This is a genomic window from Micromonospora sp. NPDC050495 (genome assembly GCF_040655175.1).
Taxonomy (GTDB): Bacteria; Actinomycetota; Actinomycetes; order Mycobacteriales; family Micromonosporaceae; genus Micromonospora.
In genome coordinates, this window is the sequence record NZ_JBFAJK010000056.1 from 16,792 (window position 1) to 32,377 (window position 15,586).

12 protein-coding genes are annotated in these 15,586 nt (G+C 73.7%); 10 read left to right on the plus strand and 2 right to left on the minus strand.

Features of this window, described 5'->3' with window-relative positions; genetic code table 11:
• Nucleotides 1-12 precede the first annotated feature (12 nt).
• From AB0I11_RS30600 to ispG, 4 genes are all read left to right on the plus strand, one after another.
• Nucleotides 13-507, plus strand: coding sequence for a hypothetical protein (locus AB0I11_RS30600; protein WP_357328473.1), 495 nt, complete (start codon nucleotides 13-15; stop codon nucleotides 505-507).
• Nucleotides 508-672: 165 nt separating this feature from the next.
• Nucleotides 673-1,884, plus strand: a complete 1,212-nt coding sequence (gene dxr / locus AB0I11_RS30605) for a 1-deoxy-D-xylulose-5-phosphate reductoisomerase (RefSeq protein ID WP_357328476.1) — start codon at nucleotides 673-675, stop codon at nucleotides 1,882-1,884.
• Nucleotides 1,884-3,131 (plus strand): site-2 protease family protein, encoded by a 1,248-nt coding sequence (locus AB0I11_RS30610; protein ID WP_357328479.1) that lies wholly within the window; start codon nucleotides 1,884-1,886, stop codon nucleotides 3,129-3,131. Before dxr ends, AB0I11_RS30610 begins: the two co-directional genes overlap by 1 nt.
• A 9-nt stretch (nucleotides 3,132-3,140) precedes the next feature.
• Nucleotides 3,141-4,313, plus strand: a complete 1,173-nt coding sequence (ispG, locus tag AB0I11_RS30615; protein WP_357328482.1) for a flavodoxin-dependent (E)-4-hydroxy-3-methylbut-2-enyl-diphosphate synthase — start codon at nucleotides 3,141-3,143, stop codon at nucleotides 4,311-4,313.
• Between the two features lie 125 nt (nucleotides 4,314-4,438).
• Here the strand turns inward: ispG and AB0I11_RS30620 are convergent, their stop codons facing one another.
• Complete coding sequence (locus AB0I11_RS30620; RefSeq protein ID WP_357328485.1) at nucleotides 4,439-5,020, minus strand: PadR family transcriptional regulator; 582 nt, start codon at nucleotides 5,018-5,020, stop codon at nucleotides 4,439-4,441.
• 121 nt (nucleotides 5,021-5,141) lie between these two features.
• Here AB0I11_RS30620 and AB0I11_RS30625 point away from each other — a divergent pair, with 121 nt between their 5' ends.
• The 6 genes from AB0I11_RS30625 to AB0I11_RS30650 all read left to right on the plus strand — a co-directional run bounded on the left by AB0I11_RS30625 (nucleotide 5,142) and on the right by AB0I11_RS30650 (nucleotide 14,509).
• On the plus strand, nucleotides 5,142-6,365 hold the full coding sequence (locus AB0I11_RS30625; protein WP_357328488.1) for an MFS transporter: 1,224 nt from the start codon (nucleotides 5,142-5,144) through the stop codon (nucleotides 6,363-6,365).
• Between the two features lie 79 nt (nucleotides 6,366-6,444).
• Complete coding sequence (locus AB0I11_RS30630; RefSeq protein ID WP_357328493.1) at nucleotides 6,445-7,284, plus strand: GNAT family N-acetyltransferase; 840 nt, start codon at nucleotides 6,445-6,447, stop codon at nucleotides 7,282-7,284.
• 163 nt (nucleotides 7,285-7,447) lie between these two features.
• Entirely contained in the window at nucleotides 7,448-8,170 is a 723-nt protein-coding gene (locus AB0I11_RS30635; RefSeq protein WP_357328496.1) for an ATP-binding cassette domain-containing protein, read from the plus strand.
• Entirely contained in the window at nucleotides 8,167-10,317 is a 2,151-nt protein-coding gene (locus AB0I11_RS30640) for a YhgE/Pip domain-containing protein (RefSeq protein WP_357328499.1), read from the plus strand. Before AB0I11_RS30635 ends, AB0I11_RS30640 begins: the two co-directional genes overlap by 4 nt.
• A 10-nt stretch (nucleotides 10,318-10,327) precedes the next feature.
• Nucleotides 10,328-10,921 carry a TetR/AcrR family transcriptional regulator gene (locus AB0I11_RS30645; protein ID WP_357328503.1) on the plus strand — a complete coding sequence of 198 codons (594 nt, stop codon included), beginning with the start codon at nucleotides 10,328-10,330 and terminating at the stop codon, nucleotides 10,919-10,921.
• A 90-nt stretch (nucleotides 10,922-11,011) separates the two neighbouring features.
• Nucleotides 11,012-14,509 carry an ABC transporter ATP-binding protein gene (locus AB0I11_RS30650; protein ID WP_357328508.1) on the plus strand — a complete coding sequence of 1,166 codons (3,498 nt, stop codon included), beginning with the start codon at nucleotides 11,012-11,014 and terminating at the stop codon, nucleotides 14,507-14,509.
• A gap of 22 nt (nucleotides 14,510-14,531) precedes the next feature.
• Here the strand turns inward: AB0I11_RS30650 and AB0I11_RS30655 are convergent, their stop codons facing one another.
• Nucleotides 14,532-15,425, minus strand: coding sequence for an arginase family protein (locus tag AB0I11_RS30655; RefSeq protein WP_357328512.1), 894 nt, complete (start codon nucleotides 15,423-15,425; stop codon nucleotides 14,532-14,534).
• Nucleotides 15,426-15,586 lie beyond the last annotated feature (161 nt).

Consider the following 15,586-nt stretch of genomic DNA (forward strand, 5'->3'; position numbering starts at 1 on the left):
GGGGAAGCTCTGATGCCGGAAGAGTTTGTGGTGGAACAGCGGCGAGACGAGCTGGATCTTCGCGATGACCGCCACTTCTACCTGATCAAGTTCGAGCCCGGACACAGCTCGGCACTGATCCGTGGCATCCCGGACCCGTCAGAGAACATGGACTTGGACGAAGAAGGGGACGAGACTCCGGACGACGAGCATCCTGGTCCGGTTCTGGACGTCTTCTTCGCAGGCGTCTCCAGAGTCTGCTGCTGGAAGGACTTTCCAGGCGCTCACCTTCGTCAGTCCAGCGAAGCTGAGCGGGCCGAGATCGAACGACGGATCGGTGCCCTCCGTTCCAGCGAGCGCGTCTTTCTGCTGGAAGCCGACTCGATGGAGTCCTACGTCATCGCCATGCGCGTGTACTGGGGCGAGTTCGACATCGATCCGCAGGCGTCAAGTCCGCTTGTCTCTGAGGATCGGAACTACCGACGGATATGTCGGCCGCTGACGGGAGCGGTGTTGTTCGCAGACTAGGTCCGGCACGCAGCGCAATGTGATCTGGAGCCGGACGTTCTGAGACCGTCGGTCCGGGAAGGCCGCTTCGAACGGGTGCCCGCCCTGATCCGCATCGACCCCCCGTCAGGTGCCGGGGGTGAGGCTCCCAGCGGGCGCTCAGGGGCGCTGGGGAAGAATGGCCGGGTGAGCACTCCCCGCACCCTTGTCCTGCTCGGCTCGACCGGCTCGATCGGCACCCAGGCCATCGACATCGTCAAGCGCAACCCGGACCGCTTCCGGGTGGTCGCCCTCGGCGCCGGTGGCGGCAACGTGGAGCTGCTCGCCGCGCAGGCGCTGGAGCTGGGCGTCGAGGCGGTCGGGGTGGCGAAGGCGTCCGCCGCGCAGGACCTCCAGCTGGCCTTCTACGCCGAGGCGAGCCGGCGCGGCTGGGCCACCGGCGACTTCAAGCTGCCCAAGATCGTGGCCGGGCCGGACGCCATGGCCGAGCTGGCGGAATGGCCGTGCGACGTCGTGCTCAACGGCGTGGTCGGCTCGCTGGGCCTGCCGCCGACGCTGGCCGCGCTGCGCGCCGGGCGTACCGTCGCGCTGGCCAACAAGGAGTCGCTTGTGGCCGGCGGCCCGCTGGTCAAGGCCGCCCTGACGCGGCCGGGGCAGCTTGTCCCGGTCGACAGCGAGCACACCGCGATGGCGCAGTGCCTGCGCTCCGGCGCCCGCTCCGAGGTCCGTCGGCTGATCGTGACCGCCAGCGGCGGCCCGTTCCGGGGCCGCCGGCGCGCCGAGCTGACCGAGGTGACCCCGGCACAGGCGCTGGCCCACCCGACCTGGAACATGGGCCCGGTGGTCACGATCAACTCCGCGACCATGGTCAACAAGGCCCTTGAGGTGATCGAGGCGCACGAGCTGTTCGACGTGCCCTACGCCGACATCGAGGTGATGATCCACCCCACCTCCGTGATCCACTCGATGGTCGAGTTCGTCGACGGCTCCACGATCGCCCAGGCCAGCCCGCCGGACATGCGGCTGCCCATCGCGGTCGCGCTGGGCTGGCCGGACCGGGTGCCGGAGGCCGCCGCCGCGGTGGACTGGACGACGGCGCACACCTGGGAGTTCTTCCCGCTCGACGACACCGCGTTCCCGGCCGTCGCGCTGGCCAAGGCGGCCGGTGAGGCCGGGCGGTGCCGGCCGGCGATCTACAACGCGGCCAACGAGGAGTGCGTGGCGGCGTTCGTGGCCGGGCGGCTGCCCTTCCTCGGCATCGTCGACACTCTCGATCGGGTGTTGGAGGACGCTCCGGACTTCGACGAACCAGGTACCGTCGAGGACGTGCTCGCCGCCGAGGCGTGGGCACGGGCGCGCGCCCAGGCGATCATCGCCGGGTCGGTGGAAGGAGCCTGATGGTTTACCTGCTCGGGGTGGTGCTCTTCGCCCTGGCGATCCTCATCTCGGTGAGCCTGCACGAGGCGGGGCACATGGTCACCGCGAAGGCCTTCGGGATGAAGGTCACCCGCTACTTCGTCGGCTTCGGCCCGACGCTCTGGTCGTTCCGGCGGGGCGAGACCGAGTACGGCGTCAAGGGCATCCCGCTCGGCGGCTTCTGCAAGATCGTCGGGATGACCCCGCAGGACGACGACGTCGAGCCGGGGGACGAGAAGCGCGCCATGTGGCGCTACCCGGTGTGGAAGCGGACGATCGTGATGTCCGCCGGTTCCATCACCCACTTCGCCCTGGCCCTCGGCGCGCTCTGGATCATGGCGGTCTCCGTCGGGCTGCCCAACCCGAAGGCCCCGACCACCGCGGAGGGCCTCAAGGCCGAGCCCGCCGTGATCGCCCTGGCCCCGTGCGTGGTGGTGGAGAACGTCAACCGCGGCTGCCAGGCCGGCGACCCGGCCAGCCCGGCCGCGAAGGCCCAGCTCCGGGACGGCGACCGGATCACCGCCGTGAACGGCAAGCCGGTCTCCACCTGGGGCGACATGCTCGACGTGGTCCGCGCCATCCCGCCCGGCACGGCCACCATCGCCTACGTCCGCGACGGCCAGCCGGGCACCGCCACGATCGACCTGGCCGCGGTGCAGCGCCCGCCGCTGAACGACCCGAAGGGCGCCACCTCCGCCGTCTCCGCGGTCGGCGTCATGGTCCAGCCCACCACGCCGAGCCGGATCGAGTACGGTCCGGTCGCCGCGTTCGGCGCCACCGCCGACTTCACCGGCAACATGGCCGTGCAGACCGCGCACGCCATGCAGCGGATCCCGCAGAAGGTGCCCGCCCTGTGGACCGCGGTCACCGGCGGCGAGCGCGACATGGACACCCCGATCAGCGTGGTCGGCGCCAGCCGGCTCGGCGGCGAGTTCGTGGCGAACGAGGCCTGGTACGCGTTCTTCATGCTCTTCGTCTCGCTGAACTTCTTCATCGGCGTGTTCAACCTGCTCCCGCTGCTGCCGCTGGACGGTGGCCACATCGCCATCGCCTGGTTCGAGCGGGTCCGCTCCTGGCTCTACGCGCGCATCGGCCGCGCCGACCCGGGCCGGGTGGACTACCTCAAGCTCATGCCCCTCACGTACGCGGTGATCCTGATCGGTGGCGCGTTCACGCTGCTGACCGTCACCGCGGACGTCGTCAACCCGATCACGCTCTTCTCAAGGTGAGTGCCTGAAGTGACCGCTGTCAGTCTCGGTATGCCCCCCGTGCCGCCGCCGCCGCTCGCCCCGCGCCGGGCCAGCCGCCAGATCATGGTCGGTTCGGTGCCGGTCGGTGGTGGCGCGCCGGTCTCGGTCCAGTCGATGACCACCACCCTGACCGCCGACGTCAACGCCACCCTCCAGCAGATCGCCGAGTTGACCGCGTCCGGCTGCCAGATCGTCCGGGTGGCGGTGCCGTCCCAGGACGACGTCGAGGCGCTGCCCGCGATCGCCAAGAAGTCGCAGATCCCGGTGATCGCTGACATCCACTTCCAGCCCAAGTACGTCTTCGCCGCGATCGACGCGGGCTGCGCGGCCGTCCGGGTCAACCCGGGCAACATCCGCCAGTTCGACGACAAGGTCAAGGAGATCGCCAAGGCGGCCGGTGACGCGGGGGTGCCGATCCGGATCGGCGTCAACGCGGGCTCGCTGGACAAGCGGCTGCTGAGCAAGTACGGCAAGGCCACCGCCGAGGCGCTGGTCGAGTCGGCGCTCTGGGAGTGCTCGCTGTTCGAGGAGCACGGCTTCCGGGACATCAAGATCTCGGTCAAGCACAACGACCCGGTCGTGATGATCCGGGCGTACCGGCAGCTCGCCGAGCAGTGCGACTACCCGCTGCACCTCGGCGTCACCGAGGCCGGGCCGGCCTTCCAGGGCACCATCAAGTCGGCGGTCGCCTTCGGCGCCCTGCTCGCCGAGGGCATCGGCGACACCATCCGGGTGTCGCTGTCCGCCCCGCCGGTCGAGGAGATCAAGGTCGGCAACCAGATCCTGGAGTCGTTGGGCCTGCGCGAGCGCGGTCTGGAGATCGTCTCCTGCCCGTCCTGTGGGCGCGCCCAGGTGGATGTCTACAAGCTGGCCGAGGAGGTGACCGCCGGCCTGGAGGGGCTGCCGGTGCCGCTGCGGGTCGCCGTCATGGGCTGCGTCGTCAACGGTCCGGGCGAGGCCCGCGAGGCCGACCTCGGCGTCGCCTCCGGCAACGGCAAGGGCCAGATCTTCGTCAAGGGCCAGGTCGTCAAGACCGTGCCGGAGGGCCAGATCGTGGAGACGCTGATCGAGGAGGCGCTGCGCATCGCCGACGAGATGGGCGCCGAACTCCCCGAGGAGCTGCGCGGCCTGGTGCCGGGCGCCACGGTCACCGTGCACTGACCGCTGCCATCGACGACGTGCGGCCGTCCCCACCCGGGGGCGGCCGCACGTGTCGGTTCAGGCCGGCGGCACCGGTCGGGGTGGCGGTCCCGTGACCACCCCGGCCGGCGCACCGTCGGCGCGGTTCACTCGGACTCGGCGAGGATGGCGTACAGCTTGCGCCGGGTCTCGTCGAGCACCTGGGCGGCGCGCGCCCGCTGGTCGTCGGTGCCGGTCATCATCACCTGTCGCAGGGCGTTCATGGCCTGCGCGCCGGCGTCGCGGATGTCGTGCCAGCTGCTCACGGTCTGCGCCGCGAACTCGCCCCAGGGCGGGGTCTGTGCCGCCTCGGTGGCCTCGGCCTGCCCCTGCTCGGTGAGGGCGAACCGTTTCCGCCCGCCGTCGGAGTCGGCGGCGGCGATGACGCCCTCGTCCTCCAGCAGTTGCAGGGTCGGGTAGATCGATCCGGGGCTGGGCCGCCAGGCCCCGCCGGTCCGGGAGTCGATCTCCTGGATCATCTCGTAGCCGTGCATCGGCCGCTCGGTGAGCAGCGCCAGCACGGCGCCGCGCACGTTGGGCCGGCGTCCCCGGCCGCGTCCGCCTCGACCTCGACCGTGGCCGTGCGGTCCGGGCGGGAACGGCGGCGGACCGGGCGGCACGGGCGGGAAGCCGAAGCCGCGCCGGCGCAGCTCGTCGTGCGCGGCGTACATCCGTCGGTGGAAACCCATCGGGCTCTCCTTCTGTTGCGACTATCGCTGATGCATCAACGATATATCGGCAATGCATCGCTGACAACATCGACGGGAAACCGGGTTTCAAACCGTACGTACGTCTTGTTAGGGTGCCGGTGTGCGCCTGCTTCCCGAACCGGGGCCCGCCCGGATCCTCACCCTCTCCACGCTGGTCAACACCGTCGGCCGGGGCACCTGGCTGACCGCCAGCGCACTCTTCCTCACCCGCTCGGTGGGGCTCACCGTGACCCAGGTCGGTCTCGGCCTCACCATCACCGCGCTGGTCAGCCTCGTCGCCAGCACACCGATGGGCTACCTCGCCGACCGGCTCGGGCCGCGCGGCCTCCAGATCACCGCCCTGCTCGCCTCGGCGGGCTGCACCGCCGCCCTGGTGGCGGTCCGCTCGTTCGCCGGATTCCTGCTGGTCGGCGTGCTGATGGCGGTGGCCGACTCGGCCAGCCGCGGGGCCCGGGGCGCGCTCATCGCCGGCGCGGTCCCCCCGGACCAGCGGGTACGCACCCGGGCCTACCTGCGCGCCGTCACCAACGTCGGCATCTCCGTCGGCGCGGTGCTGGCCGGCGTCGGCCTCGCCGCCGACACCCGGACCGGGTACGTGTCGCTCATCCTGCTGGACTGCGCCACCTACCTGGTGGCCGCCGCGGTGCTGCTCCGGCTGCCGCCGGTGCCCCCGGTCCCCGCGCCCGCGCACGGGCCGCGGCTGATCGCCCTGCGGGACCGCCCGTTCCTCGCCTTCACGGTCCTGGACGGGCTGATGTCGATGCACTTCGGGCTGATCAACATCGCGCTGCCGCTCTGGATCGCCGGCCACACCACCGCGCCGCGCTGGCTCGTCTCGGCCTGTCTGCTGGTCAACACCGTGATGGTGGTGCTCTTCCAAGTCCGCGCCTCGCGCGGCACCGAGGACCTCACCGGCGCCGGCCGGGCCGCCCGCCGGGCCGGTGTGGTGATCGCGGCCGCCTGCGCGCTCTTCGCGGCGAGCGGGGGCCTGCCCGTCGCGGTCGCCGTGCCGCTGCTGCTCGGCGGCGCGCTGGTGCACGTGGTGGGCGAGTTGTGGCACGCCGCCGCCGGCTGGGGCATCTCCTTCGGCCTCGCCCCGGCCCACGCCCAGGGCCAGTACCAGGGCGCCTACGGGATGGGCATGCAGCTCGGCTCGATGGTGGCCCCGGTGGTGGTGACCACCCTCGCCATCGGCTGGGGGGTACCGGGCTGGCTGCTGCTCGGCGGCCTGTTCCTGGTGCTCGGGCTGCTGGTGCCGCCGGTGGTCGGCTGGGCCGCGCGGAGCCGCCCCGCGATGCCGGCCGAGCCGGTCCCGGTCGGCTGAGTGGCCACTGAGCCGACGATCGGCCACGGTCCTCAGGTCGGCCCGCGCGGGCCGGGGTCGATCTGGCAGGCTGGTATCCGTGCTCACGGTGCCGGTACGCCAACTCGGGGAGTCGGAGCGCCGCGCGGTCGAGCGGCTGCTGGATCTCGACCCGTACGCCGGCGCGCAGGTCGCCGAGCGGGTGGCCGCCAGGGGGCTGGCCTGGTGGCGGGCCGAGGGGCGGATCCTCGGCTACGGCGGCCGGCGCAACCTGGAGTCGATCTGCTGGCTGGGCGGCAACCTGACCCCGGTGCTCGCCTCGCCGCCGGCGGTGGCCGCGTTCGCCGAGCAGTTGAGCACCGAGGAACGGCTCTGCTCCTCGATCGTGGGGCGCGCCGACGCGGTGCTCGGCCTCTGGGACCGGCTGTCCGGGCAGTGGGGCCCGGCCCGGGACGTACGCCCCAACCAGCCGCTGCTGGCCACGGAGGCCATCCCCCCGGTGGCGCCCGACCCGCAGGTGCGCCGGGTACGCGCCGCGGAGATCGACCAGCTCTTCCCGGCGGCGGTGGCGATGTACACCGAGGAGGTCGGGGTGTCGCCGCTGGCCGAGGACGGCGGGCGCGGCTACCGGCGGCGGGTCGGTGACCTGGTGCGCGCCGGCCGCGCCTACGCCCGGTTCGTGGACGGCCGGGTGGTCTTCAAGGCGGAACTGGCCGTGGTGACCCGGCGGACCGCGCAGGTGCAGGGGGTCTGGGTGGCGCCGGAGTGGCGCGGCCGGGGCATCGCGACGTCGGCCATGGCGGCCGTGGTGCGCGACGCGCTGACCCGGGTGGCGCCGACCGTCAGCCTCTACGTCAACGACTTCAACCTGCCCGCCCGGCGGGTCTACGAGCGCTGCGGGTTCCGCCCCGTGGGCACCCTCGCCACCGTGCTCTTCTGAGCCGGCCCCGAGGCCCGCCCGGGGCCGGCGCCGGACCCCATGCGGGAACCGGCAGCCGCATGGCCCGGATCACGTCCGCTCGAATTGCGCCGAACCGGACAGCCGGCGCTATGCTGAGCCTGTTTTTGTACTGACTGGTCAGTCTAGAAAGTCGGGCGGTGCCATGCGAATCGTCGAGGCCAGCGGGCTGGGTCTGCGGACCCGCCGCGGCTGGGTGTACCGGGACGTCGACCTCAGCGCAGACGCGGGCGAGCTGCACGCCGTCACCGGCCCGCCCGGCAGCGGCCGCACCTCCCTGCTGCTCACCCTGGCCGGCCGCTTCCCGCACACCGAGGGCGAGCTGAGCCGGCGCGGCCCCGCCGCCCTCGGGCAGGTCGCCGGCGTGCACGAGCCCGACCCCACGCTGACCGTCGCCGAACACATCCAGGAACGGTTGCTGCTGCTCGGACCCGTGCCACGCCGCCGCCGGCTCGTCCCGGTCGCCGCGGTGCGGGCCCGCCGGGCGTACCGTCGGGACGCCTTCGCCGCCGCGATCGCCGGCGCCGGCCTCACCGACGCCCCGCTCGACCCGCACCGGTACGGCCGCGACCTCACCCCGGTCGAACGGCAGGTGCTCGGCCTCGTGCTGGCCAGCCTCAGCGGCCCCAACCTGATCGTCGCCGACGACGTGGACGCCGGCTCCGACGCCCCCGAACGGGAATGGATCTGGGCCGCCCTGGGCCGCCTCGCCGACCAGGGGTACGCGGTGGTCGCCGGCGCCCGCGCCGTGGAACCGGGCACCACCGTCGTCGAGCACCGGATCGGCGACCCCACCCTGCCCACCCCCGCCCTGGTCGCGCCCCGCGCCGCCGGCGACCGGGACGACACCCGGGAGACCGCCGCATGAGCGTCCTCCGCCTGGCCCGCTTCGAGCTGCGCCGGATGACCCGCGGCCGGCTGCCGCGCGCCGCGCTCGCCGTGCTCACCGTCATCCCGCTGCTCTACGGCGCCCTCTACCTCTACGCCTTCTGGGACCCGTACGGGAAGCTCGACCGGATCCCGGTCGCCCTGGTCAACGCCGACCGGCCGGCCACCGCCGGCGACGGCAGCGCGGTGCGCGCCGGCCAGGACCTCACCGACGAACTGCTCCACCGCAAGGTCTTCGGCTGGACGGTGACCGACCAGGCCGACGCCACGGCCGGGCTCAACGACGGCCGCTACCACCTGGTCTTCGCCATCCCGGCCGACTTCTCCGCCACCCTGGCCGCCGGCCCCGAGCCGGACCAGCCGGCCCGCCGGGGCGAGCTGAAGGTGGTCAACGACGACGCCACCAACTACCTCTCCGGCCTGCTCGCCCGCTCCGCGTTCAGCGAGATCCGGGCCGCCGCCGCGGAGAGCGCCGCCGCGTCGTACTTCGACCGGATGCTGATCGGCTTCACCGACGCCAAGGCCGAGACCGGCCGGGCCGCCGACGGCGCCGACCAACTCCACGACGGGCTGGGCGCCTCGCAGCAGGGCGCCGGGAAGATCGCCGACGGGCTGGGCACCGCCGAGGACGGCGCCGGCCAGCTGGCCGGTGGGCTCGGCAGCTCCGTGCGGGGCGCGGCGAAGCTGGCCGACGGCCTCGACCAGCTCTACACGGGCGTCGCGCAGATCGCCGACGGCACCAGCCGTGCCGCGACCGAGACCAGGGCCGCCGCCGTGACGGTGGACGCGGCGGCCGACCGGTACGAGCCGCTGCTGCGCCGCAACGCCGACAACATCCGGCGCGCCGCCACGCTCGTCGCCGAGGGCGCGCAGACGCTGGCCGACAGCATCGACGCGCTGCCGGCCAGGGCCGACGAGGTGTTACGCCGGGCCGAGCAGGTCCGCGACCGCCTCGACGCGCTGGCGACGGCCCACCCCGAACTGGCCGACGACCCGAACCTGGTGGCCGCCCGGCAGGCCGCCGAGCAGGCGGTCAGCACCGCCCGGGCGATGGTCGCCGCGCTGGACCGCACCGACCTGGCCGCCCTCAGGACGCAGCTGACCGAGGTCGCGCGGACCGCCCGCGACGTGTCCGCCGCCGCCCCCCACCTGGCCGACGACATCGCCGCCGCCCGGGCCAAGGTCGACCAGCTGGCCAGCGGGCTGAACACCCTCGCCCAGGGCAGCGCCAAGCTCCGCGACGGCCTCGGCGGCGCGGCCGACGGCGCCGACGAGCTGCGGGGCGGGCTCTACCGGCTGGCCACCGGCGCCCGCCAGCTCGACGGCGGCCTCGCCCAGCTCAGCAGCGGCAGCAACCGCCTCGCCGACGGACTGACCAAGCTGGAGGGCGGCGCCGGCGACCTCGCCGACGGGCTCGCCGCCGGAGAACGGAAACTGCCCGGCTACCACGACGCGGACAGCCGCTCCGACATCCTCGGCGACCCGGTCGGGCTGATCCGCCACTCCGACCACCCGGCCGGCTCCTACGGCGTCGGCTTCGCCCCGTACTTCCTGGCCCTGGCCCTCTGGGTCGGCGCGATGATCACCTACCTGGTGCTGCGGCCGGTGAACCGGCGGCACGTGATGTCCGGCGCCCCCGGCTGGCGGGTCGTGCTGGCCGGCTGGCTGCCCGCCGCCGCGATCGGGCTGGCCCAGGTGGCCGTGCTCGTCACCGTGGTCACCCTGGCCCTCGGCCTGCGCCCGGCGCACCCGGTGGCCACCATCGGGCTGCTCGCCCTCACCTCGCTGGCGTTCACCGCGATCATGCAGCTGCTCGGCGTGGCGCTCGGCCCGGCCGGCCGGCTCGCCGCGCTGGCCCTGCTGATGCTCCAGCTCACCTCCTCCGGCGGCACCTACCCGGTGCAGACCTCGCCCGGGTTCTTCCAGGCCATCCACCCCTGGCTGCCCATGACGTACGTGGTGGACGGCCTGCGGCACACCATCAACGGCGGCCCGGCCGCCCCGGTGCTCACCGGCGCGCTGGTGCTGGTCTCCTTCGGGGCCGGCGCGCTGGCGCTCGGCGTCGGCGCGGCCCGCCGGTCCCGCCGGCTCACCCCGGCCAAGCTGCACCCCGAACTGGCCATGTGAGGATGGGCGGGTGACGGACGGACGGTCGCGACGGCGCGAGGACACCCGCCAGCGTCTCTTCGTGGCGGCGGTGGACCTCATCGCCGAACAGGGCTTCTCCGCCACCACCGTGGACGACATCGCGGCCCGGGCCGGGGTGGCGAAGGGGACCGTCTACTACAACTTCGAGTCCAAGACGGTCCTCTTCGAGGAGCTGCTGCGGCACGGCATCGGCCTGCTCACCGCCGACTTCCGGGCCGCCGTCGACGGGCTGCCGCCCCGGGAGGCGCTGGCCGCGCTGGTCCGCGCCGAACTGGAGTACATCCGCCGCTACCGGGCCTTCGCCCAGCTCCTGCTCTCCGAGATGTGGCGCACCAACCGGGAGTGGCAGCAGACCCTGCGGCTGCTGCGCGGCGAGGCGATCGAGGTGATCGCGGAGACCGTACGGGCCGGGGTGGCCAGCGGGGACCTCCCGGCCGACCTGGACGTCCGGACGGCCAGCTCGGCGCTGTTCGGCGTGGGCCTGGTGGTGGCCGTGGACTGGCTGGTCTTCCAGCCCGACCGGCCGATCGAGGACGTCCAGGAGGCGCTGCTCGGCATCGTCCGCCGGGTCGCCCAGACGTGACCCCGGCGCGGTAATTCGTTTGAGCGCGCTGCCCGGCCGGGCGAGGCTGGGGGGTACCGCCCCCACCGACCCGAGTCCGGAGGACCTTCCATGCGCCTGCTCCGAGACCTCTGGGCCACCGCACCCCGTCGGTTGGCGGTCGTCCTGCTGTTCATCATCCTCGCCGCCGCCGGCCAGGCGGCCGCGTCGGCGCTGGCCGGGCCGGTGCTGGTGCACCGGTCGGTCGGCTGGTTCGCCGTGCTCGCGGCGGCCCTGGTCACCGCCGTGGTCAGCGACCTGGTGATCGGGCTGATCATGGCTCGGCTGACCGCCGACTGGTCGGCCGACGTGCGCCGCCGGCTGTGCCGGGTGGCGCTCGGGCAGGACCTGCCCACCCTGGAGACCACCCCGGTCGGCGAGCTGCTCGACCGGATCGACAACGACGTCTACCAGGTCGGCGCCGAGCTGCGGAACACCGGCGTACGGCTGATCCAGGGGCTCGCCGTCTGCGTGCTGGCCACGGTCAGCGCACTGATCGTCTGGTGGCCGGCCGGCGTCGGGATGATCGTGCTGACCGCCCTGCTCGGCGTGTTGCTGCGCCGCCCCACCGCCCGGATCGCCCCGGCCCGGATGGCCGAGGAGGAGGCCTGGTCCGACCTGGCCGCCGTGATGGAGGAGGCGGTGCACGGCCAGGACGACGTCCGCACCAGCCTGGCCCGGCCGTACGTGCTGCGGCTCTACGCCCGGCGGGCCGCCCAGGTGATCTCCCGCGGCGGCCGGGTGTTCCGGCTCTCCGCCCGGGTCACCGCGCTGGCCGCCGGCGGGGTCCGGCTCGGCATCGTCGGCGTCGTGCTCGCCGGGGCCTGGGCGCTGACCACCGGGCGGGTGGACGCCGCCCGGCTCACCGCCATCTGGCTGCTCGTGCTCGCGTTCGGCGCCACCGTCGAGCACATCGCCCGCTGGGTGCCGCACCTGCAACAGGCCTTCGGCGCGTGGGCGCGCGTGCAACTGCTCGCCGGCTCCCGCCAGGAACCCGCCGGCGGCGCCGCCCCGGTGGACGGGGACCTCACCGTCCGCGGGCTCACCTTCCGCTACCCGTCCGGCGAGGACGGGCGCGGCCCGGCGCTGCGCGACGTGCGGCTCACCTTCGCCCGGGGCCGGTCGTACGCCCTGGTCGGGCGGACCGGCTCCGGCAAGTCGACCCTGGCCAAGGTGCTCACCCGGGCCGTCGACGTGCCATCCCGCACCGTCTTCCTGGGCGACACCGACCTGGTCGACCTGGACGTCGAGGCGCTGCGCCGGTGGATCGCCGTGGTGCCGCAGCGCACCGAGATCCTCGCCGGCACCCTCGCCGAGAACGTCGCGCTCTTCGATCCCGCCCTGCTCGACGACGCCACCCGGGCGCTGGAGGAACTGGGGCTGGCCGGTTGGATCGCCGAGCTCCCCGACGGGGTGCACACCCGGCTGGGGGAGGGCGGGCACGTGCTCTCCGCCGGGCAGGAGCAGTTGGTGGCGTTCGCCCGGATCCTGGTCCGCGACCCCCGCGTGGTGATCCTCGACGAGGCCACCGCCCGGCTCGACCCGGTCACCGAGACGCGGGTACGCCAGGCCACCGAACGCCTGCTCACCGACCGGATCGGCATCGTCATCGCGCACCGGCTCTCCTCGGTCCGCCGGTGCGACGAGGTGGTCGTGATGGCCGACGGGGCGGTGCTGGAGGCCGGCCCGCTGCGCGAGTCGGCCCGCTTCGCCGAGCTGCTCGCCACCAGCCACGCCAGCGCGTACGCCGGCGCCGGCGGCCGCCGCGGCGGGGTGGACCTGCTCGACGGTCCGGACGACGGCTGGGACGACCAGCCGGCGGCGCCCGCCGCGCCGGCCACCGCCGAGCGCCAGGTCGCGGTGCCGCGCACCGACCCGCCGCCGCTGCCCGACCCGCCGCCCGCGCGCACGCTGCGGGAGATCCTCCGGCTGGGCACCAACGATCCCCGGTACGGGCTGGTCTCGGTGGGGCTGTTCATCGTGATGACCCTGCTCGGGCTGGACGGCGCGGTGCTGCCCTGGCTCTGGGCCGAGGTGGTCGGTGGGGGAGACCCGTGGCTGCCGGCGCTCGGCATCGGCGCCGCGCTGCTGGTCGTGCTGCCGCTGCCGTACCTGACCAACCTCTGGTTCCCGCAGTGGTGGATCCGGCAGATGCTGCGGATCAGCGCCCGGCTGGTGCACGGGCAGACCGGGCCGCGCCGGGTCAGCGGGCACACCCCGGCCGAGGTGGTGGCCCAGGGCGGCGACACCGACCGGGTGGTGCAGCTCGCCGACAACCTGATGGACCAGTTCATCTCGGTCGCCATCCTGATCACCATGACGGCGGTCACCCGCAGTTACGTACCCGGGCTGTTCTTCGTCGGCACGATGGTGGTCTCCGGGCTGGCGGCGACCCTGTTCGCGCCCCGGTTGGAGCGCAGCGCCCGCGGCACCGTCAAGGCCCGCGCGGCGTTCGCCACCGCGCTGGTCTCCTCGCTCTCCGCCGCCCGTACCGTCAAGCTCGCCGGCGCCACCCGGCCGGTGCTGGACCATCTGGCGGCGCTGGACGTGGTGCGCAGCGACCGGCAGCGGCGGGAGATCGCCATGCAGGTGTGGGCCCGGTCCACCCCGTCGCTGGTCAGCGGCCTGCTGCCGATCGGGGCGTGGGCGCTCTACCTGGCCGGCGGCCTCTCCGCCGGCGCCACCCTGGTGGCGGTCTCCACCCTCGGCGCGGCCCGGTGGTTCGCCTGGACCACCGCGTCGCTGGTCTCCAACTACCCGTCGGCGCGGGTGTGGACCCGGCGGACGGCGGCGATGGCCGGGACCGGCGTCTACTCGGCCCCGGTGTCCGGGGTGGACCTGGCCGCCGGCACCGCGCCGGCGCCCGAGCCGCCGCCCCGGAACCCGCTACGCCGGCTGGAGCTGACCGGGTTCGGCGCGCTGCACTCCGACGGCACGCTCGCCGTCCGGGACGTCGAGCTGACCGTGGACCGGGGACAGTTGGTGCTGGTGGTCGGCCCGGTCGGCGCCGGCAAGTCGTCGCTGCTGCGCGCCCTGGCCGGGATCGTCCACCACACCGGCATGCTGCGCTGGAACGGCGAACCGGTCACCGAGCCGGAGCTGTTCCTCCGCCCCAACCAGGTCGGGTACGTGGGTCAACTGCCCCGGGTGCTCTCCGGCACGGTCGCGGACAACATCGCGCTCGGGCACCAGGTCGACGCCGCGGACGCGGTGACCACCGCCCAGCTCGACCACGACCTGGCCGCCGCCGGCGGCGGGCTGGGCCTGCTCATCGGGCACAAGGGGACGCGGCTGTCCGGCGGGCAGCTCCAGCGGCTGGCGCTGGCCCGGGCGCTGGCGCCGCGTACCGAACTGCTGGTCGCCGACGACGTGTCGTCCGCGCTGGACGTCACCACCGAGCTGGCCCTCTGGGCGGCGCTGCGCGAGCACGGCGTGACCGTGGTCGGCTCGACCGCCAAGCGGGCGGCGCTGGTCCGGGCCGACCACGTTGTGGTGCTGGTCGACGGGACGGTCGCGGCCCAGGGGCCGTGGCGGGACCTGGAGTCCCACTGGGGCCACCTGGCGGGGTGAGCTGCCGTAGAGGGTCAGGGCTTCATCGGGACTCGGGTGCTGGCTGTCGTTGACGGCCGGCGCCGACGCGTCGGTCGGTGTGGCATGCCGCGCGCAGCAGGGGCCACAGGGCGTCGATTACGCGGCGTGCCGCGGCGCGCGTCTGCCCGGGACTGGGGTCGGCCTCGAACTCGCCGATCTCCAGCCCGACAACCCGGTGAGCGGCGAGCACTTCCGCGGCGTCGTGCAGATCTTCCAGGGTCAGCCCGCCGGGCACGTGGTAGTCGGTGGCTACGATGCCGGGTTCCAGCACGTCACAATCGACGTGCACGTACACGGGACGCCCCGCGACGGCCGCGGCGAGCCGGACGGCCAGGTCGGGGCCGGGTGGTACGAGGGTGAGGGCTCCGCTGTCGATGAGCTCCTGCTCGGCCGGGTCGATGTCGCGAGCACCGGCGAGGATCGTGTTGGCTCCGGAGAGACCCGCGCCGAGGCCGGAGTCCCACAGCCCGAGTGGCCCGCTGAGCGCGAGACCGCCGAGGTAGCCGGTGGTCGTGTTGTCGGGCGTGTTGATGTCGGCATGCGCGTCGAACCAGACCACGACCGTGTCCGGGTGGTGTCGGGCGAGCACCGGCAGCGTGGCGAGAGCGACCGCGCAGCGGGAGAGCGCGGTGATCGGCACGAGTCCTTCGTTGAGCAGCCGGTCGTAATGCCGGCTCATCTCGATCAGGGCAGGGCGTGCCGTGTCCAGCTCCAGTCGCCACCCGGCGTTGAGCGCGGGTTCCGGCCTTCCGATCACGACGGGTTCCGCCCCGAGCCGGGACGCCAGTTCGGCGGCGATCGCCGGCGAGCCCGCCATCGCGAGATCGTTGTGATCGCCTGCTCGGGCGGCGAAGTGCGTGACGGCGGCTCTCTGGGCTGCGATTGCGGTGCTCATCGTGGGACTCCTGACCACCGTGCGGCTAGCTTCATGATCAATCGGGCGGACGGGCGGGGAGGGGTGGGGGTTAGTCCTTGTCGCCTCTGGCGAGGTGGCCCGTTCCGGGCTGAAAATCGTGTGGGTCGCTCGCTGACGTCGTCGCTCCTTGGTCCGTGTGA

Coding starts and splice junctions, on each gene's coding strand:
- AB0I11_RS30600 (WP_357328473.1), top strand. CDS start 13: ATGCCGGAAGAGTTTGTGGTGGAACAGCGGCGAGACGAGCTGGATCTT.
- AB0I11_RS30610 (WP_357328479.1), top strand. CDS start 1,884: ATGGTTTACCTGCTCGGGGTGGTGCTCTTCGCCCTGGCGATCCTCATC.
- AB0I11_RS30620 (WP_357328485.1), bottom strand. CDS start 5,020: ATGGGTTTCCACCGACGGATGTACGCCGCGCACGACGAGCTGCGCCGG.
- AB0I11_RS30635 (WP_357328496.1), top strand. CDS start 7,448: ATGCGAATCGTCGAGGCCAGCGGGCTGGGTCTGCGGACCCGCCGCGGC.
- AB0I11_RS30640 (WP_357328499.1), top strand. CDS start 8,167: ATGAGCGTCCTCCGCCTGGCCCGCTTCGAGCTGCGCCGGATGACCCGC.
- AB0I11_RS30650 (WP_357328508.1), top strand. CDS start 11,012: ATGCGCCTGCTCCGAGACCTCTGGGCCACCGCACCCCGTCGGTTGGCG.
- AB0I11_RS30655 (WP_357328512.1), bottom strand. CDS start 15,425: ATGAGCACCGCAATCGCAGCCCAGAGAGCCGCCGTCACGCACTTCGCC.